The 24,756-nt window shown below is 73.6% G+C and carries 21 protein-coding genes and 1 pseudogene; 15 read left to right on the forward strand and 7 right to left on the reverse strand.

Features of this window, described 5'->3' with window-relative positions:
• Nucleotides 1-179: 179 nt before the first annotated feature.
• Nucleotides 180-1,115: an A/G-specific adenine glycosylase gene (locus MTR79_RS01765; RefSeq protein ID WP_086700063.1), complete on the reverse strand. Its 936-nt coding sequence runs from the start codon at nucleotides 1,113-1,115 to the stop codon at nucleotides 180-182.
• Nucleotides 1,116-1,335: 220 nt separating this feature from the next.
• Between MTR79_RS01765 and MTR79_RS01770 the strand changes: the two genes are divergently transcribed.
• Nucleotides 1,336-2,895, forward strand: a complete 1,560-nt coding sequence (locus MTR79_RS01770; protein ID WP_244788890.1) for a sensor histidine kinase — start codon at nucleotides 1,336-1,338, stop codon at nucleotides 2,893-2,895.
• Nucleotides 2,892-3,557, forward strand: coding sequence for a response regulator transcription factor (locus MTR79_RS01775; RefSeq protein ID WP_175448744.1), 666 nt, complete (start codon nucleotides 2,892-2,894; stop codon nucleotides 3,555-3,557). Before MTR79_RS01770 ends, MTR79_RS01775 begins: the two co-directional genes overlap by 4 nt.
• A gap of 7 nt (nucleotides 3,558-3,564) precedes the next feature.
• On the opposite strand, the gene MTR79_RS01780 is transcribed toward MTR79_RS01775, so the two are convergent.
• Entirely contained in the window at nucleotides 3,565-4,212 is a 648-nt protein-coding gene (locus tag MTR79_RS01780) for a phosphatase PAP2 family protein (protein WP_244788892.1), read from the reverse strand.
• Nucleotides 4,213-4,386: 174 nt separating this feature from the next.
• Here MTR79_RS01780 and MTR79_RS01785 point away from each other — a divergent pair, with 174 nt between their 5' ends.
• Nucleotides 4,387-5,262: a hypothetical protein gene (locus MTR79_RS01785; protein ID WP_244788894.1), complete on the forward strand. Its 876-nt coding sequence runs from the start codon at nucleotides 4,387-4,389 to the stop codon at nucleotides 5,260-5,262.
• 177 nt (nucleotides 5,263-5,439) lie between these two features.
• Here the strand turns inward: MTR79_RS01785 and disA are convergent, their stop codons facing one another.
• Both disA and radA read right to left on the reverse strand, forming a co-directional pair.
• Nucleotides 5,440-6,564 (reverse strand): DNA integrity scanning diadenylate cyclase DisA, encoded by a 1,125-nt coding sequence (gene disA, locus MTR79_RS01790; protein ID WP_031020135.1) that lies wholly within the window; start codon nucleotides 6,562-6,564, stop codon nucleotides 5,440-5,442.
• 69 nt (nucleotides 6,565-6,633) lie between these two features.
• Nucleotides 6,634-8,046 carry a DNA repair protein RadA gene (radA, locus tag MTR79_RS01795; protein WP_048459561.1) on the reverse strand — a complete coding sequence of 471 codons (1,413 nt, stop codon included), beginning with the start codon at nucleotides 8,044-8,046 and terminating at the stop codon, nucleotides 6,634-6,636.
• 546 nt (nucleotides 8,047-8,592) lie between these two features.
• Between radA and MTR79_RS01800 the strand changes: the two genes are divergently transcribed.
• Nucleotides 8,593-10,368 carry a hypothetical protein gene (locus MTR79_RS01800; protein ID WP_189463242.1) on the forward strand — a complete coding sequence of 592 codons (1,776 nt, stop codon included), beginning with the start codon at nucleotides 8,593-8,595 and terminating at the stop codon, nucleotides 10,366-10,368.
• 218 nt (nucleotides 10,369-10,586) lie between these two features.
• On the opposite strand, the gene MTR79_RS01805 is transcribed toward MTR79_RS01800, so the two are convergent.
• Entirely contained in the window at nucleotides 10,587-11,462 is an 876-nt protein-coding gene (locus tag MTR79_RS01805; RefSeq protein WP_189366794.1) for a hypothetical protein, read from the reverse strand.
• Nucleotides 11,463-11,557: 95 nt separating this feature from the next.
• Between MTR79_RS01805 and MTR79_RS01810 the strand changes: the two genes are divergently transcribed.
• From MTR79_RS01810 to ilvD, 4 genes are all read left to right on the forward strand, one after another.
• Nucleotides 11,558-12,490: a Ppx/GppA phosphatase family protein gene (locus MTR79_RS01810; RefSeq protein ID WP_244788896.1), complete on the forward strand. Its 933-nt coding sequence runs from the start codon at nucleotides 11,558-11,560 to the stop codon at nucleotides 12,488-12,490.
• A gap of 107 nt (nucleotides 12,491-12,597) precedes the next feature.
• Nucleotides 12,598-13,452 carry a sugar phosphate isomerase/epimerase gene (locus MTR79_RS01815; protein ID WP_048459565.1) on the forward strand — a complete coding sequence of 285 codons (855 nt, stop codon included), beginning with the start codon at nucleotides 12,598-12,600 and terminating at the stop codon, nucleotides 13,450-13,452.
• Nucleotides 13,449-14,096: a TetR family transcriptional regulator gene (locus tag MTR79_RS01820; protein ID WP_048459566.1), complete on the forward strand. Its 648-nt coding sequence runs from the start codon at nucleotides 13,449-13,451 to the stop codon at nucleotides 14,094-14,096. The genes MTR79_RS01815 and MTR79_RS01820 overlap by 4 nt, the downstream gene beginning before the upstream one ends.
• Before the next feature lie 131 nt (nucleotides 14,097-14,227).
• Complete coding sequence (gene ilvD, locus MTR79_RS01825) at nucleotides 14,228-16,081, forward strand: dihydroxy-acid dehydratase (RefSeq protein ID WP_189366793.1); 1,854 nt, start codon at nucleotides 14,228-14,230, stop codon at nucleotides 16,079-16,081.
• A gap of 25 nt (nucleotides 16,082-16,106) precedes the next feature.
• Here the strand turns inward: ilvD and MTR79_RS01830 are convergent, their stop codons facing one another.
• Complete coding sequence (locus tag MTR79_RS01830) at nucleotides 16,107-18,275, reverse strand: serine/threonine-protein kinase (RefSeq protein WP_244788898.1); 2,169 nt, start codon at nucleotides 18,273-18,275, stop codon at nucleotides 16,107-16,109.
• 184 nt (nucleotides 18,276-18,459) lie between these two features.
• Between MTR79_RS01830 and MTR79_RS01835 the strand changes: the two genes are divergently transcribed.
• The 7 genes and pseudogenes from MTR79_RS01835 to MTR79_RS01865 form a co-directional block, all read left to right on the forward strand.
• On the forward strand, nucleotides 18,460-18,780 hold the full coding sequence (locus tag MTR79_RS01835) for an SH3 domain-containing protein (protein ID WP_102641129.1): 321 nt from the start codon (nucleotides 18,460-18,462) through the stop codon (nucleotides 18,778-18,780).
• Nucleotides 18,781-18,902: 122 nt separating this feature from the next.
• Nucleotides 18,903-19,412: an EamA/RhaT family transporter gene (locus MTR79_RS01840; protein ID WP_189366791.1), complete on the forward strand. Its 510-nt coding sequence runs from the start codon at nucleotides 18,903-18,905 to the stop codon at nucleotides 19,410-19,412.
• Between the two features lie 68 nt (nucleotides 19,413-19,480).
• Complete coding sequence (locus MTR79_RS01845) at nucleotides 19,481-20,269, forward strand: class I SAM-dependent methyltransferase (RefSeq protein WP_086705366.1); 789 nt, start codon at nucleotides 19,481-19,483, stop codon at nucleotides 20,267-20,269.
• 33 nt (nucleotides 20,270-20,302) lie between these two features.
• Complete coding sequence (locus MTR79_RS01850; RefSeq protein WP_048459572.1) at nucleotides 20,303-21,094, forward strand: ABC transporter ATP-binding protein; 792 nt, start codon at nucleotides 20,303-20,305, stop codon at nucleotides 21,092-21,094.
• Nucleotides 21,091-21,846: an ABC transporter permease gene (locus MTR79_RS01855; protein ID WP_048459573.1), complete on the forward strand. Its 756-nt coding sequence runs from the start codon at nucleotides 21,091-21,093 to the stop codon at nucleotides 21,844-21,846. The genes MTR79_RS01850 and MTR79_RS01855 overlap by 4 nt, the downstream gene beginning before the upstream one ends.
• 213 nt (nucleotides 21,847-22,059) lie before the next feature.
• The gene (gene proC / locus MTR79_RS01860; RefSeq protein WP_048459574.1) at nucleotides 22,060-22,872 is read left to right on the forward strand and encodes a pyrroline-5-carboxylate reductase; all 813 of its coding nucleotides are present in this window, start codon (nucleotides 22,060-22,062) and stop codon (nucleotides 22,870-22,872) included.
• Nucleotides 22,873-22,883: 11 nt separating this feature from the next.
• A pseudogene (locus MTR79_RS01865) lies at nucleotides 22,884-23,117 on the forward strand (helix-turn-helix domain-containing protein); the annotation flags it as partial.
• On the opposite strand, the gene trpS reads toward MTR79_RS01865, so the two are convergent.
• Nucleotides 23,060-24,085 carry a tryptophan--tRNA ligase gene (gene trpS / locus MTR79_RS01870; RefSeq protein WP_244788900.1) on the reverse strand — a complete coding sequence of 342 codons (1,026 nt, stop codon included), beginning with the start codon at nucleotides 24,083-24,085 and terminating at the stop codon, nucleotides 23,060-23,062. The pseudogene MTR79_RS01865 and the gene trpS sit on opposite strands and share 58 nt — an antisense overlap.
• Nucleotides 24,086-24,756 lie beyond the last annotated feature (671 nt).

A 24,756-nucleotide genomic window follows, 5' to 3' on the forward strand; every position in this document is an offset into this window, starting at 1 on the left:
CGGAGGCGTTGTCACGGCACTGTGCGGAGCACCCTGCGAGCAGCCCTCGGGTGTCCGTCGGTTGTGTAACGGAGGGACGAACGGGACGAAGCGGAGAGGCGTTCGGTACGGGTATGGGGCGGTACGCCCGTCATGCGCGATGCGACGGGCGTGAACCGTGTGACGGGCGGGGACCCGGGTCAGCTCAGCGGCAGCCGGTACAGACCGCCCGGCATCGGCTCCACCAGGCCGTCCGACACCAGCCCGTCCAGGGCGCGGGCCCGCTGCACCGGCTCGTGCCACACCCGGTCCAGCGCCGCCTGCGGCACCGGCCCGTGCGCCTCCCGCAGCACCGCGAGGAGCCGGCCGCGCACCTGGCGGTCGGTGCCCGCGTACGTCTGCCCGCGGCGCGGCGGCCCGTCGTGCGCGGGCTTGCCCGCCAGCCGCCAGGCGCACTGCCCGGCGATCGGGCAGCGGTGGCACGCCTCGTTCTTCGCCGTGCACACGAGGGCGCCCAGCTCCATGGAGGCGGCGGCCCACCGGGCGGCCGTGGCCGCGTCCTCCGGCAGCAGCGCGCGGGCGAGCCGGCGCTCGGCGGCGGTGGTGGCGTTCGGCGGGTACTGCGTGCCGCTGACCGCGCGGGCGAACACCCGGCGGACGTTGGTGTCCAGCACCGCGTGCCGCTGTCCGTAGGCGAACGACGCCACGGCCGCGGCGGTGTACTCGCCGATGCCGGGCAGCGCCAGCAGCTGGGCGTGGTCGGACGGCACGTCGCCGCCGTGCCGTTCCGTTATGGCCACGGCGGCTCCGTGCAGCCGCAGGGCGCGGCGCGGGTAGCCGAGCCGGCCCCAGGCGCGGACGGCCTCGCCGGGCGCCTCGGCGGCGAGGTCGGCGGGGCGCGGCCACCGGGCCAACCACTGCTCGTAGACGGGCAGCACCCGGTTGACCGGGGTCTGCTGCAGCATGAACTCACTGACCATCACCCCCCAAGCGCCGGCCTCCGGGCGCCGCCACGGAAGGTCCCGGGCGTGCTCGTCGAACCAGTCGATGACGGGGGAGTGCAGCGGCTCACCGGGAGCGCGCTCGGACACGGAATCGGCGGCGGTGCCGTACGGGGGCTTCGTGGGAGCAGTCATGACGTGTCGATCCTGCCACGCCGGGCCGCGTGGACGGCCGAGCGCCACGGGGTGAGGCCCCTCGTTCCCCGAGCGGGGCCAGGTGCGTGCGGCCGCACGGGGGAGGAGGGCGCGAGCGTCCCGGCGGGAGGGAACGCGTGCCGTTCCCTCCCGGAGGGTGACGGGGGACCTGACGATCGGCAGGGGCGGCGGGCCGACGGCCGCTTGTAGCGTCGGGCGCATGGACCGTGCCCGTACCGCCGCGCTCGCCGGGCGCTGCCTGCTCTGGGCGGGGCTCGTCGTCCCGGGGCTGTGCGCCGTCCGGCTCGGGCTGAGCGAGCCGCGCCCCGTGTGGCAGCAGGCGGCCGGGGCGGGTGTGCTCGCCGCAGCCACCGCTCTCGCCCGCCGCCGTCCCCTCGCCGCGTTCGCCCTGACGGCCGCGCTGTGCCTGGCCGACGCGCCCGCGCTGTTCGGCCTCTCCTACGGCCCCGCGCTCGCCGTGTTCGCCCTGCTGCTCGGGCTGCGGGCGGAGCGCACCGGCCCCGCCGCCCTGGGCTTCGCCGCCGTGGCCTCCGCCGGCACCGTGCGGATCGCGCTCGGCGGGGGCGACCCGGTCCCGCCGTGGCTGGTGATGACCGGCACCCTTGTCTTCGGGTGCGTGCTGCCCTGGCTGGGCGGCCGCTACTGGCGGCAGAGCCGTGAGCTGACCGCCGCGGGCTGGCTGCGGGCGGCCCGGCTGGAGGAGGAGCAGCGGCTCGCAGAGGAGCGGGCGCGACTGCGTGAGCGGGCGCGGATCGCGCAGGACATGCACGACTCCCTCGGCCACGAGCTGAGCCTGCTCGCGCTGCGGGCCGGGGGCCTTCAGGTCGCGCCCGACCTGCCCGAACGCCACCGAGTGGCGGTGGCCGGCCTGCGCGCGGCGGCCGCGGACGCCACGGACCGGCTGCACCGCATCATCGGCGTGCTGCGCGAGGACGACGACGAGCCGCTTCCGCTCGCCCCCGCCGGGGAGACCGTCGGACAGCTCGTCGCCCGCGCCGCCGGCTCCGGGCTGCCGGTGCGCTGCTCGGCCGGCGGACGGCCGCCGGAGCCGGGCGGGGTGGCCGAGCGGCTGCTGCACCGCGTGACCCGGGAGGCGCTGACCAACGCGGCTCGGCACGCACCGGGCGCTCCCGTCGTCGTGGAGCTGACCGGCGGCCCCGGAGCGACCGTCACCGTCACCAACGGACCCGCCACGGAGCCGGGTTCCGCGCACTCCGGCGGCGGCACGGGGCTGCTCGGGCTGCGCGCGGCCGTCACGGCCGTCGGCGGAACCTTCGAGGCGGGCCCGCACGGGGGCGGGTACCGGGTGTGGGCCCACGTCCCCGAGCGGGCGGGCAGGCCGTCGGCGCCGTCCCGTGCGCCCTCCGCGCCCTTCACCCGCGCCCGCCGCAGGGTGGCGGCCGCGCTGGGGGCCGCCGCGGGCGCGGGCGTGGCCCTGGTCGCGGCGGCGGCCGGCTGGTACGCGTACACCGAGACGCACGCGGTCCTCGAACCCGCCGCTTACGCCGCCCTCCGCACCGGCGCTCCGCTCACCTCCCTCGCCCTGCCCGACCGGCAGATCCAGGACCCGCCGTCCGACCGCGCCCCCGCCCCGCCCGAGGGTGCCGACTGCCGCTACTACCGCGCGAGCGGCGAACTGTTCGTCTCCGTCGACCACTACCGGCTCTGCTTCGACGACGAGGGCCGCCTGGTCGCCAAGGACGTCGTCCCGCGCGCGGGCGGCCGACGGAGCGCCACCCACGAGGAGTTCACGCGATGATCCGGGTCCTGCTGGCCGACGACGAGGCGATGGTGCGGGCCGGGGTGCGCGCCATCCTGGACAGTGGAGGCGAGGCGGAGGTCGTCGCCGAGGCGGGGGACGGGCACGAGGCCGTCGAACTGGCCCGCGCGCACCGGCCCGACGTGGCCCTGCTCGACGTCCGCATGCCCCGCCTCGACGGCCTCGCGGCGGCCGAGGAGATCGTCCGCACCGTCCCCGGCACGGCCGTCGCCGTCCTCACCACGTTCTCCGAACGCACCTATGTGGCACGGGCCTTGGCCGGCGGCGCCACCGGCTTCCTGCTGAAGTCCGGCGATCCGTACGAACTCCTCGCGGGCGTGAGGGCGGTGGCGGGTGGTGCCGCCTTCCTGTCGCCCAAGGTCGCCCGGTACGTGATCGAAGGGCTCGGCGGGGCCGACGGAGGCGGGCGGCTCGCCCGTGAGGCGGAGGCGCGAGCCCGCGCCGAGGCGCTCAGCCCGCGCGAACGGGAGGTGCTCGGTCTGGTCGGAGCCGGTCTGTCCAACCCGGAGATCGCCGCCCGGCTGCACCTCGTCGAGGGCACGGTGAAGGCGTACGTGAGCGCGGTCCTGGACCGGCTCGGCGTGCGCAATCGCGTACAGGCGGCGATCGTCGCGTACGAGGCGGGGCTGGTGGACCGGTGACGGACGGTCAGTTCCGGAGCTGCGACGCGTGGGGGCGGTCGGCGGTGGGCCGCGGGCCCGGGCCGGTGAGCCACCGCGCGAGGGGAGCGGTCGAGCCGCGTACGGCTCCCGCGACCCGGGTCGCGGGTCGTGTGGCGAGGGCGACGACGGTCAGCGCGACGGCGGCGCCCAGAAGCAGGCCCGCGGCCACGTCGTGCGGATAGTGCACACCCACGAACACCCGTGAGAACGCGGCGAGAAGAGCCAGCGGGACGGTCAGCCGGACAAGGGTGCGGCGCACCAGGACGAGGGTGGCGGCGGAGGCGCCGGCGATGGTGGCGTGGTTGCTCGGGAAGGACCAGTCGCCGTACGGCGGGCACTCCGCCAGCGAGGGGGCGGCGCCGGCCACCGCACGGCACGGACGCTCCTGAGTCACCACGGACTTGAGGAGCTCGCTGCAGACGTACGCCACAGCCGTGGCCAGGGGTGCAAGGACCGCGATCGCGAACGCGCGGGTGCCGGAGCGCCGTGCGCGCCACCAGCCGAGGGCGAACAGCGCGACGAACACGAGGAGTCCGGCTTCCGTCCCGATCTCGGCCGTGTGCCGCAGCCACGCCGGGGCGTCGTGCGCGTGGTCGGTGATGTCGCGGTAGAGCCCGCTGTCGACGAAGTCCATGGTCACCGACCGTAAGGGAACGACCGAAACGGTCACATCGAGCGATCGTCGGGTGCCGCACCTGACGAAAGACAGGGGTGGGCGGCCGGTTACCGGGATGATGATCCGGAAAAGTTGCGCGCTGAGCGGCGGGTGGGACAAGCGAACGCTCGGATCTCTCGTACAGTTTGCGCCGTGGGATCTCTGCGCAATCCGGTCGGGCCGCTTCCCTCCTCCATCTACTGGCGTCGGAGGGCCGTACTGCTGTCCGTGCTCGCCCTGTTGGCGCTGTTGATCACCTGGGTCGTGGTCTCCGCGGGCGGGAACGGCAACGGCTCGGACAACGGGGCCAACGGCAAGAATCCCGCGCCCTCCATCACCCCGGGACCGTCCGGTTCGGGCCCCGCGATCAGTCAGGCGCCGGGCGGACGCGACGAGACGGGCGACGGCGGGACGGAGGGATCCGGCGACGGCTCCGGCGACTCGGGCGGTTCGTCCGGCTCCGACGACGAGGGCGGCGACTCCGACCCCGCGGACTCCGCGGGTGCCGGGGGCGCGGACGGATCGGGCGGCGGTGCGGGCGGCAGCGCCGGCGGCGGTTCCGAGGGCGGCACGTCGGCGGGGGTCTCAGCGGGGGACGCGCTGCCGGCCGGAACCGGGTCCGGACTGCCCAACTGCTCGGCGAACGCGGTCCGTTTCTATCTGCGGAGCGAGCGGAACACGTACGGGCCGGGGGAGACGCCGACGTTCCTGCTCACGGCGCGGAACACGTCGGGGGCGGACTGCAAGATCGACCTTGGTCCTGAGCGGACGGTTCTGACGGTGTCGCAGGCGACGGACGACGACACGTTCTGGGCGTCGGACGACTGCCCGAAGGGGGCGCGGAGTTTGGCCTTCCGGGTGCCGGCGGGGGACAGCATCACGTACACCGTGAAGTGGGACCGCAAGCCGAGTGCGGCGTCGTGTGCGACGCCGAAGGCGGGGGCGGCGACGCCGGGGACGTATCTGGTCGAGGCGAAGGCGTCTGGGTTCGAGAAGGTGCGGACTTCGTTCGTGCTGAAGGCCGACTAGGACCTGCGGTCCGCGATTCGCGTTCATCTGCGGGCCGGTGGGGGTTGTTCGCGCAGTTCCCCGCGCCCCTTTTTGGGCGGGCCGGTGGGGGTTGTTCGCGCAGTTCCCCGCGCCCCTTTTCGGGCGGGCCGGTGGGGGCTGGTCGCGCAGCTCCCCGTGCCTCTTCGGGGCGCTTTGCTACACGTAGCGTTCGAGGATGCTGCTTTCCGCCAGGCGGGAGAGGCCCTCGCGGACGCTGCGGGCTCGGGCCTCGCCCACGCCGTCCACCGTCTGGAGGTCGTCCACGCTCGCGGCGAGCAGCTTCTGCAGGCCGCCGAAGTGCTCCACCAGGCGGTCGATGATCGCGCCGGGCAGGCGCGGCACCTTCGCCAGCAGGCGGAATCCGCGCGGCGACACCGCCGAGTCCAGGGTCTCCGGGGAGCCGGTGTACCCCAGCGCCCGCGCCACCGTCGGCAGCTCCAGCAGCTCCGCGTGCGTCAGGGCGTCCAGCTCGTGCAGCGCCTCGTCGACCGTGCGGGAGCGCTTCGCGGTCGGCTCGGGGACGTAGTCCCGAACGACCAGTTCGCGCTCGGGCTCCACGCCCGCGATCAACTCGTCGAGCTGGAGGGCGAGAAGACGACCGTCGGTGCCCAGTTCGACCACGTATTCGGCGATTTCGGTGGCGATGCGGCGCACCATCTCCAGGCGCTGCGCGACCGCGGAGACGTCCCGGACCGTCACCAGGTCCTCGATCTCCAGCGCGGACAGCGTGCCCGCGACCTCGTCGAGGCGGAGCTTGTACCGCTCCAGGGTGGCCAGCGCCTGGTTGGCACGGGACAGGATCGCCGCCGAGTCCTCCAGGACGCGGCGCTGCCCGTCGACGTACAGGGCGATCAGCCGCATCGACTGGGAGACGGAGACCACAGGGAAACCGACCTGCTTGGAGACGCGGTCGGCGGTGCGGTGCCGGGTGCCGGTCTCCTCCGTGGGGATCGTCGGGTCCGGGACCAGCTGCACACCGGCCCGCAGGATCTTCGAGAGGTCCGAGGACAGCACGATGCCGCCGTCCAGCTTGCACAGCTCGCGCAGCCGGGTGGCGGTGAACTCCACGTCCAGCACGAAGCCGCCGCTGCACAGCGCCTCGACGGTCTTGTCCGAGCCGAGCACGATGAGCCCGCCCGTGTTGCCGCGGAGCACGCGCTCCAGGCCGTCACGCAGGGCGGTACCGGGTGCCACGGCGCTCAGCGAGGCGCGCATCAGGCCATCGGAACCGGCACTCCCACCGGACTTTCCGGGAGCTGCTGCCCGGTCGTTGGCTGCCACTGCACTCCTCCGGTCGCAGGTTCTGGGCGCCCTCACGCTTCGTACGGACGGGCGAGACCTGGGCAAAGTCTACCGGCGGTCCTCCGGCTCCTGTGGGGCCTCTCGCCGACGGGAGCGGGGAAGGACCCGCAGCGCGTCCCCTATGTCCGCCACTTCCCGTACCTTCATGCCCGCAGGGACCTTGCCCGGATCGCCCGGCACCAGGGCGTGCGTGAAGCCGAGGCGGTGCGCCTCGGCGAGCCTGCGCTGCACGCCCGTGACGCGTCTCACCTCGCCCGCGAGGCCCACCTCGCCGATCGCGACGAGGTTCTTCGGCAGCGGGGTGTCGCTCGCGGCCGACGCCAGGGCGAGCGCGACGGCCAGGTCCGCGGCCGGCTCGGAGAGCTTCACACCGCCGACCGTCGCGGAGTAGATGTCCCTTTTGCCCAAGGCGCTGATCCGGCCGCGCTGTTCCAGCACGGCCAGCATCATCGAGACGCGGGAGGTCTCCAGGCCGGAGGTGGTGCGGCGGGGGGAGGGGATCTGCGAGTCCACGGTGAGCGCCTGCACCTCGGCGACCAGCGGGCGGCGGCCCTCCAGGGTGACGGTCAGACAGGTGCCGGGGACCGGTTCGTCACGACGGGTCAGGAAAAGTCCGCTCGGGTCCGCGAGGCCCGTGATGCCCTCGTCGTGCAGTTCGAAGCAGCCGACCTCGTCGGTCGTGCCGTAGCGGTTCTTGACGCCGCGGACCAGACGCAGGCGGGCGTGCCGGTCGCCCTCGAAGTGCAGCACCACGTCCACGAGGTGCTCCAGGAGGCGGGGGCCCGCGATGGCGCCGTCCTTGGTGACGTGTCCCACGAGGAGCGTGGACATCCCGCGCTCCTTGGAGGCGCGGATCAGCGCGCCCGCCACCTCGCGCACCTGGGCCATGCCGCCCGGCGCGCCGTCGATCTCGGGGGAGGCCACCGTCTGCACCGAGTCCAGGATCAGCAGCGACGGCTTCACCGCGTCCAAGTGGCCGAGCACGGCGGACAGATCCGTCTCGGCGGCGAGATAGAGGTGGTCGTCGATGGCGTGGATGCGGTCGGCGCGCAGGCGGACCTGGCTCGCCGACTCCTCACCGGTGACGTACAGCGTGCGGTGCTCGTCGCTCGCGGACTTGGCGGCGACGTCCAGCAGCAGCGTGGACTTGCCGACCCCCGGCTCGCCCGCGACCAGCACCACGGCGCCGGGCACCAGCCCGCCGCCGAGCACCCGGTCCAGCTCGGGCACGCCGGTGGAGCGGGCGGTGGCCTGCTTCCCGTCGACCTGCCCGATGGGCAGCGCGGACGTGGTGACCCGGCCCGGCGCGGTGGTCCGCACGGCGGGCGCCGCACCGTACTCCTCGACCGTCCCCCAGGCCTGGCACTCGGGACACCGCCCGAGCCACTTGGCCGTCTGCCATCCGCACTCGGTGCAGCGGTAGGACGGACGGTCCTTGGAGGTCTTGGTACGGGCAGCCATGCCCAAAAGGTAACGGCCCCCTCTGACACCGGGCCCGCCCCCACCCCTTCGGGGGCCTGCGCCGTCCCGCACGCGGAGGTGCGCGCACCCGGCGCGGCCGGCGCTTCCGGTGCCGCACGGCGCGGAACGGAATCGCCCCGTCCGTCACCCACGGGGCCGGGCACCCGGCGCCCGGCCGGCGCCCTGAGACCAGGCGGCGCGGTGTGGGCGTCCGGCGCGCCACGGCCGGCGGTGCGGCGGCCGGCAGGCGGCCGACCCGGTTGTGGGCCGGGGGCGCCGTGGCCGCCGAAAGGCCCCGTCGGCCACGTGGCCGCTGTCCGTCCGGGGCTGCGCGGGCAGGGAGCGGCGCGCCGCCGACCGGGCGCGGGGCATGGGCCCAGGGCGCGGGAGGCGCCGCGTCCTGCAAGCGGAGCGCGTCACGCGTCGTGGCCGCTCACACGGCGGGGAAAGGTTCCTGTCCCCGGATTGAGGGATCGTTTCACCCGTACGGATTAAAAGTGCGCACGGCACCGGAAGACGTCGTCCCCCGGCCCCTACGGTCGCCGAATGACGAGCAGCGGCCCGGACACCTCGACCCGTACGTCCACCCGTACGAACGGAACCCACCGGACGCACCGGGAAACGCGCGACCGAGCGGCCGCGCGCACGCCGGCCCGGCGGCCGGCCGCCCGCTACGAGCCGCATCTGGACGGCCTGTTCACCTACTGCCTGTCCGTCCTGTGCGACCACGACGCGGCGACCGCCGCCCTGGCCGACGCGCTCCACCTCGCGGAGCGCCGCGACCGGCATGTCCCGGACGAACTCGGCAGCCTCCGCGCCTGGCTGTACGCCCTCGCCCGCTGGGCGTGTCTGCGCAAGCTGTCCGAGGCCAGGCAGCGACGCCAGACCTCCCACGCCGGCGGCCGCTCCGGCAGGAAGCGCGCCTCCGCGGGACACCAGGACGCCTCCGCCGTGACCCCCGAGGAGCAGGAGCGGCGCCGCCGTGAACTGGCCGCGCTGGCCTGGCCGGAGGCCGCCGGGACCAGCCCGGAGCAGCGCGAGGCGCTCGAACTCGCCGTCCGGCACCGTCTCGCCGCCCACGAGGTCGCCTCCGTGCTCGGCATGGCCCCGGCGGCGGCCCGCGAACTGCTCGCCACCGCGGCCTGCGAGGTGGAGCGCACCCGTGCGGCCCTCGCCGTCGTGGATTCCGGCGCCTGCCCGGGCGTGGCGCACCTCACCGGCGACCAGGGGATGGTGCTCGGCACCACGCTGCGCCGCGAACTCGTCCGCCATGTCGACGACTGCCCGCGCTGCCGCCGTACCGCCGAGCGGGCCGTCCCGGGCCGGTGGCCCGGCACCAGCGTCACCCCGGACACCCTGCCGCTCGTGCCGGCGCCGACCGCCGCCCTGCACACCGCCCTCGCGCACCACCCCCGCGCGCGTGGCGCCGCGCCCCGCTTCGACCGGCGCGGCTTCCCCATGGATCCCAAGGACCGGGTCGCCCGCCGGGACCGGCTGCGCTCGCGTGCCGTCACGACGACCGTCGTCGCCACGGTCGTCGCCGCGCCCGTGCTGGCGTTGTGGGCCGCCTACCGGGGCACCCCGGTGGGCGAGGGCGTGGGCGGCGGCCCGTCCTCGGCGCGCGAGGACGGCACCGTGGAGTTCGACGGCGAGGGCGGCGCCGGCTACGAGAACGCCGGCAACGCCGAGCCCCGCCCCACCACCCGCTTCGGCGCCACCGGCGCGCCGGACGTGTCCGTGGAGGTCGTCGAGGTCGCCGGCGCGGGGCACAAGGGCGCCGCCGTGCTCGGCGTGACGGCCGCCCACAGCGGCGACACCACGCTGATCACCCTGACCGCGCGCGGCGAAGGACCGGTCCGCTGGTCCGCGTCCACCGGCGCCTCCTGGCTCTACCTGAACCGTTCGTCGGGCACGCTCGCCCCGGGCGAGTCGGTCACGATCCGGGTCTTCGTCGACCAGCTGCGCGAGCCGTCCGGTCACTGGCGGGCCACGGTGGCGATCTCCCCGGCGGGCTCGGTGGTGTCCATCGAGGGGTACGGCCCCGCCCCGGCCGGCCCGGTCACCGGCTCCCCGTCGGCCCCGGGCGCCCCGAGCGGCCCGCCCCCGTCGCCCTCACACCCGGACCCCACGACGCCGTCACCTTCGGACCCCGCGCCCACCGGCCCGCCGTCCTCCTCGGACCCGGACCCGGAGCCCTCGACGGACGACCCCGCCCCGACCGATCCGCCCCCCACCGGGCCGTCGCCCTCGGATCCCGAGCCCCCGGAGCCGAGCGTCTCCACGCCCGCCGACCCGGGCACCCCGGACCCGGGCATGTCGTAGCAGCCGGAGCCGTGAAAAGGCGCCCGCTCCCCTCACGCGGGGGACGGGCGCCGGTGACGCCGGGAGCGGCCCGGGATCCCGAGCCCCCGGAGCCGAGCGTCTCCACGCCCGCCGACCCGGGCACCCCGGACCCGGGCATGTCGTAGCAGCGGGGGCCGTGAAAAGGCGCCCGCCCCCTCACGCGGGGGACGGGCGCCGGTGACGCCGGGAGCGGCCCGTCAGGACGGGTCCGCCGGATGCGGCGCCAGCAGCGGCAGCTGCGACGCCAGCCGCTCCTCGCACAGCTCGGCCAGGCGGTCGTACCCCGCCTTGCCCATCAGCTCGATCAGCTCCGCGCGGTAGGAGACGTACACCGGCTCGCCCGCGCCGTGCGCCGAGGTCGCCGACGTGCACCACCAGTGCAGGTCGTGGCCGCCGGGACCCCAGCCGCGCCGGTCGTACTCGCCGATCGACACCTGCAGCACGCGCGTGTCGTCGGGCCGGTCGATCCAGTCGTACGTGCGGCGGACCGGGAGCTGCCAGCAGACGTCCGGCTTGGTCTCCAGCGGCTCGCGGCCCTCCTTGAGGGCGAGGATGTGCAGCGAGCAGCCCATGCCGCCCTCGAACCCGGGGCGGTTCTGGAAGATGCACGAGCCCTGGAAGGGGCGAGTCTGCCGCTCGCCGTCCTCGTCCTCGGAGATCCACCCGTTGCGGGTGCCTTCCGCGTGGTGCTGCCAGATGTCCGGTGTGAGACGCGCCACATGCGCGGCGACGCGCTTCTCGTCGTCCTCGTCGGAGAAGTGGGCACCCAAGGTGCAGCACCCGTCGTCCGCGCGGCCCGCCTGGATGCCCTGGCAGCCGCTGCCGAAGATGCAGTTCCACCGCGAGGTGAGCCATGTCAGATCGCAGCGGAAGACCTGCTCGTCGTCCGCCGGATCAGGAAATTCCACCCAGGCGCGGGCGAAGTCGAGGCCCTGCTCGTCGCCGGGAGGCGCCGGATGCGGCGCCTGCGGCGGGGTCGGCACCCGCGAAGGATCAACGGCCGGCCCGGTCCGCTTTTCCTTCCTGGCCGTTTTGTCCGTCTTCTGGTCCTTCGCCTTTTTCGTCTTTGGCACCTGTCCAGGGTAAGCCGCCGCGCGCCCGCCCCGGCACCGGTCCGGCCGTCGAGAAGCGGGCATCACGGCGCGCTGCGGGCAGTAGCGTTTCGTACATGAGACTCGGTGTCCTCGACGTGGGTTCGAACACGGTGCACCTGCTGGTGGTCGACGCCCACCCCGGCGCGCGGCCGCTGCCCGCGCACTCGCACAAGGTCGAACTGCGCCTCGCCCAGCTCCTCGGCGACGACGGGTCGATCGGCCCCGACGGCATCGACCGGCTGGTGTCGGTCGTGCACGAGGCGCTCCAGGCCGCCGAGGACAAGGGCGTGGAGGAGCTGCTGCCGTTCGCGACCTCCGCGGTCCGCGACGCCCGCAACGCCGACGACGTCCTCGGCCGCGTCCGCGCCGAGACCAGCGTCGAACTGCAGGTGCTCAGCGGCGCGGAGGAGGCGAAGCTCACCTTCCTCGCCGCCCGCCGCTGGTTCGGATGGTCCTCGGGAAAGCTGCTCGTCATCGACATCGGCGGCGGCTCCCTGGAGATCGCCTACGGCATGGACGAGGAGCCGGACGCGGCGGTGTCGCTGCCGCTCGGCGCGGGCCGCCTCACCGCCGGCTGGCTGCCCGGCGACCCGCCCGAGGCCGAGGACGTCCGCACGCTGCGCCGCCACGTGCGCACGGAGATAGCGCGCTCGGTCGGCGACTTCAGCCGGTTCGGAGCCCCGGACCACGTGGTGGCCACCTCCAAGACCTTCAAGCAGCTCGCCCGGCTCGCCGGCGCTCCCGGCTCCGCCGAGGGCCTGTACGTCCAGCGGGAGCTGAAGCGCGAGTCGCTGGAGGCGTGGGTGCCGCGGCTGGCCGGGATGACCGCCGCCGAGCGCGCCGAACTGCCGGGCGTGTCCGAGGCCCGCGCGGGCCAGCTGCTCGCCGGCGCGATGGTCGCCGAGGGCGCGATGGACCTCTTCGGCGTGGAGCGCCTGGAGATCTGTCCCTGGGCGCTGCGGGAGGGCGTCATACTGCGCCGCCTCGACCACATGGGCCCAGCCTGACCCCCGAGGGGTCCCACCCCGAAGGCGCCTCCGCCCGCTATGGCAAACACCACAACGGCCAAGCGGTACCCCGCACCGCCCCCACCCCACCCCGTAACCTGAGGCTCGTGGCAGAAGCAAGGGACGTAGTCCGCATCCCGGATGCGAAGGTCGCGCTGTCGACGGCCTCCGTCTACCCGGAGTCGACGGCGACGGCCTTCGAGATCGCCGCGCGCCTCGGGTACGACGGCGTCGAGGTGATGGTCTGGACGGACCCCGTCAGCCAGGACATCGAGGCCCTCCGCAGGCTCAGCGACTACCACCGCATCCCCGTCCTCGCCGTCCACGCGCCCTGTCTGCTGATCACGCAGCGCGTGTGGTCCACCGACCCCTGGACCAAGCTCCAGCGGGCCCGGGCCGCCGCCGAGAAGCTCGGCGCGTCGACGGTCGTCGTCCACCCGCCCTTCCGCTGGCAGCGGCAGTACGCCCGCGACTTCGTCGACGGCATCTGGCGCATGGCGAACGAGACCGACGTGCGCTTCGCCGTGGAGAACATGTACCCCTGGCGCTACCGGGACCGCGAGATGCTGGCCTACGCCCCCGACTGGGACGTGACCAAGGAGGACTACCGCCACTTCACGATCGACCTGAGCCACGCCTCCACCTCCCGCACGGACACCCTGCACATGGTCGAGCGCATGGGCGACCGGCTGGGGCACGTGCACCTGGCCGACGGCCGTGGCTCCGCCAAGGACGAGCACCTGGTGCCCGGCCGCGGCGACCAGCCGTGCGCCGAGGTCCTGGAGGGCCTGGCGCGCAGCGGCTTCGACGGGCATGTCGTGATCGAGGTCAACACCCGGCGCGCCATGTCCAGCGCCGAACGAGAGGCCGACCTGGCGGAGGCCCTCGCCTTCACCCGCCTCCACCTCGCCTCGGCGTCCTCCCTGTCCACCCCCTCCTCCCTCCGGGTCCCGCGGCGATGAACGGCGTCACCGCGAGCGACGGCCCCGCCGCCTCCCCGGACGGGACCGGCACCCCCCGGCGCCGCGGGCGGCCCCCGGCCGCCGAGTCGGCCGGCACCCGTGACCGCATCCTCGACGCGGCCCGCGAGGAGTTCTCCGCACGCGGGTACGAGAAGACGTCCGTGCGGGGCATCGCCAAGGCCGCCGGGGTCGACTCCGCCCTCGTGCACCACTACTTCGGCACCAAGGAGCGGGTCTTCGAGGCGGCCGTCGAGGTCGCCTTCGGGCCGGCCCTCGCCGAGCGGGACGCGTTGCTCGAAGGGCCGCTCGACGAGGTGGGCGAGCGGATGACCCGCGTGATCATCGGCTTGTGGGAGAACCCGGTCACCCGCACCCCGCTCCTCGCGATCGTCCGCTCCGCCGTCAACAACGACACCGCGGCCGCCGTCTTCCGCCGCCTCGTCGCCAGCCAGCTGCTGCGCCGGATCGCCGGACAGCTCGGCCGCCCCGACGCGGAACTGCGGGCCGAGCTGGCCGCCGCCCAGCTCGTCGGCATCGCGATGATCCGGTACGTGATCCGGATCGAACCGCTCGCCTCGGCCGACCCGGAGGACATCGTCCGGAGGGTCGCCCCCGTCGTGCAGGGCCACCTCACCGGGCCCTGAGCGCCGGACCTCTGAGACACGCGTCCCGTATTTCGGACACCTTGTCCCGCCCTCTGGATGACCGGCGTACGCTCGACGCAGTCAGAACTCTCTGGCGGAGACTCCCCGAAGGTCTGAAGGAGCGAGCGACGATGCCCGAGCTGAGGTCCCGCACAGTCACCCACGGCCGCAACATGGCGGGCGCCCGCGCCCTTATGCGCGCCTCCGGTGTACCCGGTGCGGACATCGGCCGGAAGCCGATCGTCGCCGTCGCCAACAGCTTCACCGAGTTCGTCCCCGGTCACACGCACCTCGCGCCGGTCGGCCGGATCGTCAGCGAGGCGGTCGTCGCGGCCGGCGGCATCCCGCGCGAGTTCAACACCATCGCCGTCGACGACGGCATCGCGATGGGCCACGGCGGCATGCTCTACTCGCTGCCCTCCCGCGACCTGATCGCGGACAGCGTGGAGTACATGGTCGAGGCGCACTGCGCGGACGCCCTGATCTGCATCTCCAACTGCGACAAGATCACCCCGGGCATGCTGAACGCCGCGCTGCGGCTGAACATCCCGACGGTGTTCGTCTCCGGCGGCCCGATGGAGGCCGGCCGGGCCACCCTGGTCGACGGCACGGTCCGCACGCTGGACCTGATCGACGCGATGGTCGAGGCCGCCAACGACAAGGTGTCCGACGCGGACGTGCTCCGCATCGAGGAGAACGCCTGCCCCACCTGCGGTTCCTGTTCCGGCATGTTCACCGCCAACTCGATGAACTGCCTCACCGAGGCGATCGGCCTCTCCCTCCCCGGCAACGGCTCGGTCCTCGCCACCCACACCGCCCGCAAGGACCTGTACGTCCGCGCGGCCGAGACGGTCATGGACCTCACCCGCCGGTACTACGAGCAGGACGACGAGACGGTTCTGCCGCGCAACATCGCCACGTTCCAGGCGTTCGAGAACGCGATGGCGCTGGACATCGCCATGGGCGGCTCCACGAACACGATCCTGCACCTGCTGGCCGCCGCCCAGGAGGCGGAGGTGCCGTTCGGCCTCACCGAGATCGACGCCCTCTCCCGCCGCGTGCCGTGCCTGGCGAAGGTCGCCCCGAACGTCGCCAAGGACCGCACGTACTACATGGAGGACGTCCACCGCGCGGGTGGCATCCCCGCCCTGCTCGGCGAACTGCACCGCGCGGGCCTGCTCAACGAGGACGTCCACGCCGTCCACAGCCCGTCCCTCGCGGACTGGCTGAAGACGTGGGACATCCGCGCCGGCTCCCCCTCCCCGGAGGCGGTCGAGATGTGGCACGCGGCCCCCGGCTGCAAGCGCTCCGCCGAGGCGTTCTCCCAGTCCGAGCGCTGGGACGCCCTCGACGAGGACGCCGAGGGCGGCTGCATCCGCTCCGCCGAGCACGCCTACTCCAAGGACGGCGGCCTCGCGGTGCTCCGCGGCAACCTCGCCGTCGACGGCTGCGTGGTCAAGACGGCCGGCGTCGACGAGTCCATCTGGACCTTCGAGGGCCCGGCGGTCGTCTGCGAGTCGCAGGAGGAGGCCGTGCAGAAGATCCTCACCCAGCAGGTGAAGGAGGGTGACGTCGTCGTCATCCGCTACGAGGGTCCCAAGGGCGGCCCCGGCATGCAGGAGATGCTCTACCCGACGTCGTACCTGAAGAGCCGCGGCCTCGGTAAGGCCTGCGCCCTCATCACCGACGGCCGCTTCTCCGGCGGCACCTCAGGACTGTCCATCGGCCACGCCTCCCCGGAGGCGGCCTCCGGCGGCACGATCGCCCTGGTCGAGGACGGCGACCGCATCCGCATCGACATCCCGAACCGCTCCGTCGAGCTGCTGGTCGACGACGCGGAACTGTCCCGCCGCGAGGAGGCCCTCGCCGGCCGCTACGCCCCGAGGAACCGCGACCGCAAGGTCTCCGCGGCACTGCGGGCCTACGCGGCGATGGCGACGAGCGCGGACAAGGGCGCGGTGCGGGACGTGACGAAGCTGGGCTGAGGCCCGCGTACGGCCCCGCCCCCCGTCACCAGGCGGCGGGGTCGTTCGCGTCGACGGCGAAGACGGTGCCGTCGGGGGCGCCCGCGACTACGCGGTCCCCTGCGAGGACGGGCGCGGCCAGTGTCCCGGGGATCCGGTCGGACGCGGGCCCGAGCCGCGGCCGGGTCTGCCCCAGGAGCTTGCCCGTGCGGGCGTCGACGCCGAGCAGCCGTCCGTCGGGCGCGGAGACAAACACGTGCCGTCCGTCCGAGGCGGGCACCGAGCCCCAGCTGATCCCCGTCTCCAGCCGCCACCGCTGTACGCCGGCGGCCATGTCGACGGCGACGAGCGAGCCGCCCGCTCCCATGAGGTACACGGTGTCGCCCCGCACACCGGCCTCCGCGTCCGCTACCGGGACGGGCAGCGTGACCCGCTGATTCCCACCGGTGTCGGGCCTGTACCGGACCACGGCTGCGGTGTCCCCGTGAATGCCTCCGTCGGCGAGGAGGAACATCTGACCGTCGGCGATTCCCGCCGGCGTCAGCGTCCCCTCGAACTCGGCGTCCCACCGCACGTCCCCCGTCGCCGGGTCCACCGCTGTGACGCGGGTCGTGCTCCCGTCGTCGGAGGTGGTCGCCGCATACGCCGCGGGGTTCTTCTCACCGTCGAACGAGGTGAAGTAGGGCACGGCCTGGCCGGGGATCCGGCGGGACCACCTGGTCTCGCCCGAGGCGCTGTCCACCCCCGTGACCATGCCGTCGGAGCCGGTCAGCAGCAGCGTGTCGCCCACCGCCCGAATTCCCTCGTAGGCGGGCGTGTCGTCCTGCTGCCACACCGGCTCGCCGGTCGCGGGGTCGAGTGCCTCCAGGTCGCCGATCCGGTCCAGGGAGGGGTGGAGCAGGCCGGCGGACAGGACGGGCGGTTCGCCGCGCGTCGGCCCGGGGGCGACATCGTGCCGCCACAGGGTGCGGCCGTCGGCCGGATCCAGGGCGAACACCAGACCGGGCACCGCGCACAGCAGCTTCCCGGCCCCGTGCGTGCACTGAGGCACGCCACTGTCCTCCGAGGCGGGCACCGTCTCCCACACGGCCGGGCCGGCCGGCGTGCCCTGCGCCGCGGCGGTCCGACGCGGCGGTTGCGCGTCGTCGAACGCCTGGAGCGCGGCGAGCCCGCCGAGCACGGCGACGCACAGCACTCCGGCGACCAAGGCCGTCCGTCGGCCCGGGCGCCGTGGGAACCGCTTCGCGGGTGCGTCCGGCGGGACTTCGCCGACGGCTTCGTCCCGTGCGCCGGACGTCCGGGATCCGACGGACGCCTTCCGCGCCTCGGACGACTCCTTGGCGTCCGGCGTCCGCTGCGCCGGCAGGAAGACCTGCGTGTCGTACTTCGCCGATACCGAGCGCAGTTCCCTCATGAGTTCGTCGGGCGTGGGCCGGTCGGCGGGCTCCTTGGCCAGACACCGCCGCACCAGCGGCGCGAGGGACGCCGGAACGCCCGTCAGGTCCGGCTCGTCGTGGACGACCTGGTAGGCGACGACGTAGGGGCTGTCGGAGTCGAAGGGACCGCGCCCCGTCGTCGCGTGCACCACCAGCGACCCGAGCGCGAACATGTCGGCGGCGGGGCCCACGTCACGGGGGCTGCGGAACTGTTCGGGCGCCATGAACGGCGGTGTGCCGATCAACTTGCCCGTCTCGGTGCGCAGTTCGCTGTCCCGGGGCCGGGAGATGCCGAAGTCGATGACCTTGGGGCCGTCGTCGGCGAGCAGCACGTTGCTCGGCTTGAGGTCCCGGTGCACGACGCCGACCCGGTGGATGTCCCGCAGCGCCTCGGCGAGGCCCGCCATCAGGCGACGCGACTGGTCCGGATCCATGGGCCCGTTCCGGTTCACCTGTTCGGACAGCGTCGGACCAGGGATGTAGAGGGTGGCCATCCACGGGCGCCCGGCGTCGGGGTCGGCGTCGACGACGGGCGCCGTGAAGGCTCCGCTCACGCGTCGCGCGGCGGCCACCTCCTGTCGGAAGCGCCCTCTGAACTCGGGGTCCATGGCGTAACGGGCGTGGACGACCTTCACCGCGACGCGCATGCCGGAGGGGCTGCGGGCCAGATGCACGACGCCCATGCCGCCGGAACCCAGACAGGACTCCAGACGGAAGTGCCCGGCGTATTCAGGAAGTTCCGCTTCCGCATCCGTCCCGCTGTTCCGCTGCGGCGTCATGGAACCACCCCCGTGCTTCTCGTTCGCGCGCGCGACCGCTCGGAGCCTAGTCGATGGTGTGTGCGGGACGGCTGCGGCGTGCCCGTCCGCCTGTGCGAATACTGAGGTGGTGTTTCATGGGCGACATCAGGGGAATCAACGTGGCCCCATGACAGTCGTGGGGCGCAACGGGGGAGGTTTTTCCATGTCTGTCGAGCAGAGCAGAGCCGTCACGGACGCCGAGGACGCGGTGGCGGCGACGGCCACGGCGTCCGCGCTCGCGACGTCGTATCCGGTGGCCCCCGGCTACCGGCTGAACGTCCGCAGTGGTCCCGGCACCGGCTACGCGGTCGTCGATGTCCTGGCCGAGGGCGCCCGTGTCCGGATCAACTGCCAGACGCCGGGCACCTGGGTGACGGGTCCCTACGGCACCTCGAACATCTGGGACAACATCGGCAACGGCCAGTACGTCTCCGACGCCTACGTCCGCACCGGCAGTGACGGGTACGTCGCCCGCCGCTGCTAGGGCCTTTCGTCTGGATCAGGCCGGCCGTGAGGCGCGGCGTGCGGGACGCCTCCGCCGCCACTCGACGGGGTGGTGGCGGGGGAGGTTCCGCGGTCGCACGGGGGAGGAGTCACAATCGACCCGTGAGCGCAGAAGAGAACCGCACGAACGGCGTCCCGGCCACCCCCGCCGGCCCCCGGCCCGAACCTCTCCGTTTCTTCGGGACGGCCTGGGTCGACCACTCCCGTGGGTACGCCGCCCGCCGGCTCGGTGTCGCCGTGGGGTCGCTGGCCGCCGCGGCCGCCGCCTGCTTCGTGCTGCGGTTCGCCTACCAGGGGCTCCAGATCGCCGCCGTCGGCGGCTTCGTCTCGTTGCTCGTCGTCGTGATGTTCGCGGTCTGCAGCGCCCTCGCCTTCGGCCACACCTGGTCCTCCTTCTCCACCCGCCCCGACCCCGACCGCCAGTCGTCCCTGCGCGGACTGATGGCCATCGGCTTCGTCGGCTCGCTCCTCGCCTACTTCTTCCGCTCCCTCACCGAGGCCCCCGGCGAGAAGCTGCACCGCGCCGAGTACGAGCAGGCCCGCGAGGAGTACGACCGCCGCGTCACCCGCCGTTCCGGCAACCCCGCACGCAAGCGCCGCCGCGACGCCTGACCGGGCCGCCGGCCCGACTCCGCCAAAACCCGCGCCCTCCCACCCCGCCCCGCGGCGACCATGGCCGTATGACGACATCGAGGGCCGACCAGGTCACCCACACCGCCCGAGCCCACTCCTTCAACGCGGTCGCCGCGCAGTACGCGGACCACCGCCCCACCTATCCGCCCGCCCTGTTCGACGCGATCGAGGAGCTCACCGGCCGCCCGCTCGCGGGATCCCGGGTCGCGGACGTCGGCGCCGGCACCGGGACGGCCACCGCCCGCCTGCTCGAGCGCGGCGCGCACGTCGTCGCCGTCGAGCCCGGCGAGGGCATGGCGGCAGAGTTCCGCCGCCGCCTCCCCGGCACACCGCTCGTCCGCGGCGACGGCAACGCCCTCCCTCTCGCGGCCCACAGCGCCGACCTGATCGCCTACGCCCAGTCCTGGCACTGGACCGACCCCGTCCGCTCCGTCCCTGAGGCCCTGCGCGTACTGCGCCCGGGCGGCGCCCTCGCGCTGTGGTGGAACACCAGCGCCCACGACGTCCCGTGGATCGCCGAGGCGTCCGTCCGGGCCGGCCGGCACCTCGGGCGGGACTTCTCCCGCGAGAAGAACGACATCGGTGCCGCGGCAGCCGACCCCTCCGGCCGGCTGGACTTCACGCGCCGCACCGTCCGCTGGAGCCGCCGCATTCCCGTCGACGCCCACCTGGCGAACATCGGCAGCCACTCCTTCTTCCTCGTCCAGAGCCCCGACAGCACCGCCGCCTTCCTCGCCGAGGAGCGCCGCCACGTCCTCGAAGTCTTCCCGGACGGGATCGTCGAGGAGACGTACGACGTCGTCCTCCTGCTGGCCTCCCGGCCGCCGGCGGCTTGACGCGTCCGTGCCGCCGGGAGGAGTATTCATCACATGATGAATTACTCCTCCCGGCCCCCGGAGGAGCCGGCCGTCCACGCCCAGGACCTCACCGTCGTCCGAGGTTCCCGCACCGTGCTGCGCGGCCTCGGCTTCACCGTCCCCCGCGGCCGCATCACCGGCCTCCTCGGCCCCTCCGGCTGCGGCAAGTCCACGCTCATGCGGGCCGTCGTCGGCACCCAGGCCAAGGTCACCGGCACCCTCGACGTCCTCGGCCGCCCCGCCGGCCACCCCTCCCTGCGCACCCGCATCGGCTACGTCACCCAGGCCCCGTCCGTCTACGACGACCTGACCGTCCGCCAGAACCTCGACTACTTCGCCGCGATCCTCGACCCGGGCCGGGCCGCCGCCGACCGCCGCCACGACAACGTCACCCGGGCCATCGCCGACGTCGACCTCACCGGCCACGCCGACGCCCTCGCCGGCACCCTCTCCGGCGGCCAGCGCAGCCGCGTCTCCCTCGCCGTCGCCCTCCTCGGCGCGCCCGAGCTGCTGGTCCTCGACGAACCCACCGTCGGCCTGGACCCCGTACTCCGCCGCGACCTCTGGCAGCTCTTCCACGACCTCGCCGCCGAGCGCGGCGCCACCCTCCTCGTCTCCTCCCATGTGATGGACGAGGCCGAGCGCTGCCACCAGCTGCTCCTCATGCGCGCGGGCGAGGTCCTCGCCGACGGCACCCCCGAGGCCCTGCGTACCCGCACAGGCGCCGACACCGTCGAGACCGCGTTCCTCCGCCTGGTCGACGAGGCCGCCGCGGCCGCCCGCACCAAGGAGTCCACCCGATGACCGCCACGAGCGCCCTCAGCCTGCCGCGCACCACCGCCACCGCCGCCCGGGTCCTGCGCCAGCTCCGCCACGACCCGCGCACCATCGCGCTGATGATCCTCGTCCCGTGCGTGATGCTCTTCCTGCTCCGCTACGTCTTCGACGGCAGCGCCCGCACCTTCGACACCATCGGCGCCTCGCTGCTCGGCATCTTCCCGCTGATCACGATGTTCCTGGTCACGTCGATCGCCACCCTGCGCGAACGCACCTCAGGCACCCTGGAACGCCTGCTCGCCATGCCCCTCGGCAAGGGCGACCTCATCGCCGGCTACGCCCTCGCCTTCGGCGCCGTCGCGGTCGTCCAGTCCGCCCTCGCCACCGGACTCGCGGTGTGGTTCCTGGACCTCGACGTCGTCGGCAGCCCCTGGCTGCTGCTCCTCGTCGCGCTGCTCGACGCTCTCCTCGGCACCGCCCTTGGCCTGTTCGTGTCGGCGTTCGCGGCCTCCGAGTTCCAGGCGGTGCAGTTCATGCCGGCGGTGATCTTCCCGCAGCTGCTGCTGTGCGGCCTCTTCACCCCGCGCGACGCCATGCACCCGGTTCTGGAGGCGGTCTCCGACGTCCTCCCCATGTCCTACGCCGTCGACGGCATGAACGAGGTCCTCCACCACGCCGACCTCACTGCCGCGTTCCTCCGCGACATCACGATCGTCGCGGCCGTCGCCCTCCTGGTCCTCACCCTGGGCGCGGCCACCTTGAAGCGCCGGAGCGCATGACCCAGCCCGTCCGGCGCTCGAGGACGAGGCCCGAAGGGCCGAAGGGGGTCCGGGGCGCAGCCGCGGGGGCGGGAAGGGAAGGGGCGGCGGGGAAGAACCACCCCCCCCGCACCCCCACCGACCCGTCCGCCCACCGGACAACCCAGCTCCCACCACCCTCCGGATGGGACAATCACCCCCAGGACGACCCACCCCCGGAGGGCACCCCCAGCCATGACCCAGAAAGTCGCAGTCCTCGGCACCGGCAAGATCGGCGAAGCCCTGCTCAGCGGAATGATCCGCGCCGGCTGGTCCCCCGCCGATCTCCTGGTCACCGCCCGCCGACAGGAGCGCGCCGACGACCTCCGCGCGCGTCACGGCGTCACCCCGGTCACCAACCAGGAAGCCGCCAAGACCGCCGACACCCTGATCCTCACGGTCAAGCCGCAGGACATGGGCACCCTCCTCGACGAGCTCGCTCCGCACGTCCCCGCCGACCGCCTGGTCATCAGCGGTGCGGCGGGCATCCCCACGGCGTACTTCGAGGAGCGCTTCGCAGCAGGCACCCCGGTCGTCCGCGTCATGACCAACACCCCCGCCCTCGTGGACGAGGCCATGTCGGTCATCTCCGCCGGCCGCCACGCCACCGCGGACCACCTCGCCCACGCCGAGGAGATCTTCGGCGCCGTCGGCAAGACCCTCCGTGTCCCCGAGTCCCAGCAGGACGCCTGCACGGCGCTCTCCGGCTCCGGCCCGGCCTACTTCTTCTACCTGGTCGAGGCGATGACGGACGCCGGCATCCTGCTCGGTCTCCCCCGCGACAAGGCGCACGACCTGATCGTGCAGTCCGCGATCGGCGCCGCGACGATGCTCCGCGACAGCGGCGAGCACCCCGTGAAGCTGCGGGAGAACGTCACCTCCCCCGCCGGCACCACCATCAACGCCATCCGCGAGCTGGAGAACCACGGCGTCCGCGCGGCCCTCATCGCCGCCCTGGAGGCCGCCCGCGACCGCAGCCGCGAGCTCGCCTCCGGCAACAACGGCTGATCACGGGGCAGGCCGCGACCGGCGCCACCCCACTGCGCCGGCTCCTCGGCCGGCGCATCGCCACCGGCCGGCGCCTCCTCGAACGCACCGATCTCGCCATGCCCGAGGTCGCCCGCCGCTCAGGTTTCGGCAGCGAGGTCACGATGCGCAGGCACTTCGCATCGCGCCTCGCCGCCGGCCCCCGCGCCTACCGGGCCGCGTTCAACGGCACCACCTCGGAGGCCGGCAGCAGCCCGATCGCCCGGTACGCGGCGTCCACCGTCGGCCGCGCCATCCCGCGCGCCCGCTCGGCCCCCTCCCGCAGCACGTCCTCCAGATGGGCGGGGTCGGCGCACAGCTCCTGGTGCCGCTTCCGCAACGGCCGAAGCACCTCGATCACCGCGTCCGCGGTGTCTCTCTTCAGCGCCCCGTAGCCGTAGTAGGACCCCGCCAGCTCCGCGGGCTCCCCACCGGTGCAGGCCGCCAGGATCTCCAGCAGATTCGCGAGCCCCGGCCGCGACTCCCGGTCGTAGACGACCTCGCTGCCGCTGTCGGTCACGGCGCGCATGACCTTCTTCCGCACCACGTCCGGCTCGTCCAGGAGATAGACGATCCCCGGCCCGGTGTCGTCGCTCTTGCCCATCTTCGAGGCGGGGTCCTGGAGGTTCATCACGCGCGCCGCCACCGCCGGACTGGTGGCCCGCGGCACGACGAACGTGTGCCCGTACCGCTGGTTGAACCGCACCGCGAGATCCCGCGCCAGTTCCACGTGCTGCGTCTGGTCGTTCCCGACCGGCACCTCGTCCGTCCCGTACGCCAGGATGTCGGCCGCCATCAGCACCGGATACGTCAGCAGCGACAGCCGCACGCTTCCGCCCCGCCGCTGTTCACGCGCCGCCTTCTCCTTGTACTGGATCATCCGGCGCATCTCGCCGTCCGTGGCCACGCACTCCAGCAGGTACGACAGCCGGGCATGCTCGTCCACATGGCTCTGCACGAACACCGTGCACCGCTCCGGATCCAGCCCGGACGCCAGCAGCAGCGTGGCCGCCTGCCTGCTCAGCCGGCGCACCCGCGCCGGCTCGTGGTCCACGGTCAGGGCGTGCAGGTCGACGATGCAGAACAGCGCGTCCGCCCGGTACTGGTCGACCGTGGCCCACCGCCGCATGGCTCCGAGGTAGTTCCCCAGCGTCAGATGTCCGGTCGGCTTGATACCGCTGAAGACCCGAGTCATCTCTTCTCCCTACTCCTGTCGAGCGTCGGGACCGCCGCCCGGGCGGCCGCCCCTCGAGCTCCGGAGGGAGAAAGCAAAACGGCCGCCGAGGCGGCGGCCGTTGGGTGCATACGCAGGACGACCGCCGTCAGGCGGCCCACCAGAACTGGCTGTGCGTACGCGTCGTCATGCCCACGAGACTACGCCCCCGGGGGTGGGGGCCGCAGCGAGTTGACACGCACCTGGGGGATCCGTACTGTTCTCCGAGTTGTCCGACGTGAGCACCGACTCCGGTCGGCCCCGGACAGCCACTCCGCAAGTACCACTACTGATCGACGTCAGCAGTCTGTCTGCCGGCGCTTCATTGTCGTGCGTATTCGCGGAATGAGGAATCCGCACCCGAAAGGGAGCAGGACCCCGATTAGGTCGGGAGCCAGGAATCCGCTAAAGTCTCACTCGTCGGAACGGCCCGCAACGGCCGGAAAGACAGACCCCGCTGACTGGGGGTCAGGTCGAGAAAACGATCTGATAGAGTCGGAAACGCAAGACCGAAGGGAAGCGCCCGGAGGAAAGCCCGAGAGGGTGAGTACAAAGGAAGCGTCCGTTCCTTGAGAACTCAACAGCGTGCCAAAAGTCAACGCCAGATATGTTGATACCCCGTCCATCCGGTTTCGGATGGTCGAGGTTCCTTT

The organism is Streptomyces sp. BJ20 (genome assembly GCF_022869105.1).
GTDB lineage: Bacteria > Actinomycetota > Actinomycetes > Streptomycetales > Streptomycetaceae > Streptomyces > Streptomyces griseoincarnatus.

Bases quoted from the DNA above. Each gene is read 5' to 3' on its own strand.
- MTR79_RS01820 (WP_048459566.1), top strand. From the start codon at position 13,449: ATGAACGGCGTCACCGCGAGCGACGGCCCCGCCGCCTCCCCGGACGGG.
- MTR79_RS01780 (WP_244788892.1), bottom strand. From the start codon at position 4,212: ATGGACTTCGTCGACAGCGGGCTCTACCGCGACATCACCGACCACGCG.
- MTR79_RS01830 (WP_244788898.1), bottom strand. From the start codon at position 18,275: ATGACGCCGCAGCGGAACAGCGGGACGGATGCGGAAGCGGAACTTCCT.
- MTR79_RS01800 (WP_189463242.1), top strand. From the start codon at position 8,593: ATGACGAGCAGCGGCCCGGACACCTCGACCCGTACGTCCACCCGTACG.
- MTR79_RS01775 (WP_175448744.1), top strand. From the start codon at position 2,892: ATGATCCGGGTCCTGCTGGCCGACGACGAGGCGATGGTGCGGGCCGGG.
- MTR79_RS01855 (WP_048459573.1), top strand. From the start codon at position 21,091: ATGACCGCCACGAGCGCCCTCAGCCTGCCGCGCACCACCGCCACCGCC.
- MTR79_RS01835 (WP_102641129.1), top strand. From the start codon at position 18,460: ATGTCTGTCGAGCAGAGCAGAGCCGTCACGGACGCCGAGGACGCGGTG.
- MTR79_RS01810 (WP_244788896.1), top strand. From the start codon at position 11,558: ATGAGACTCGGTGTCCTCGACGTGGGTTCGAACACGGTGCACCTGCTG.
- radA (WP_048459561.1), bottom strand. From the start codon at position 8,046: ATGGCTGCCCGTACCAAGACCTCCAAGGACCGTCCGTCCTACCGCTGC.
- MTR79_RS01765 (WP_086700063.1), bottom strand. From the start codon at position 1,115: ATGACTGCTCCCACGAAGCCCCCGTACGGCACCGCCGCCGATTCCGTG.
- ilvD (WP_189366793.1), top strand. From the start codon at position 14,228: ATGCCCGAGCTGAGGTCCCGCACAGTCACCCACGGCCGCAACATGGCG.
- trpS (WP_244788900.1), bottom strand. From the start codon at position 24,085: ATGACTCGGGTCTTCAGCGGTATCAAGCCGACCGGACATCTGACGCTG.
- MTR79_RS01845 (WP_086705366.1), top strand. From the start codon at position 19,481: ATGACGACATCGAGGGCCGACCAGGTCACCCACACCGCCCGAGCCCAC.
- MTR79_RS01850 (WP_048459572.1), top strand. From the start codon at position 20,303: ATGATGAATTACTCCTCCCGGCCCCCGGAGGAGCCGGCCGTCCACGCC.
- MTR79_RS01770 (WP_244788890.1), top strand. From the start codon at position 1,336: ATGGACCGTGCCCGTACCGCCGCGCTCGCCGGGCGCTGCCTGCTCTGG.
- proC (WP_048459574.1), top strand. From the start codon at position 22,060: ATGACCCAGAAAGTCGCAGTCCTCGGCACCGGCAAGATCGGCGAAGCC.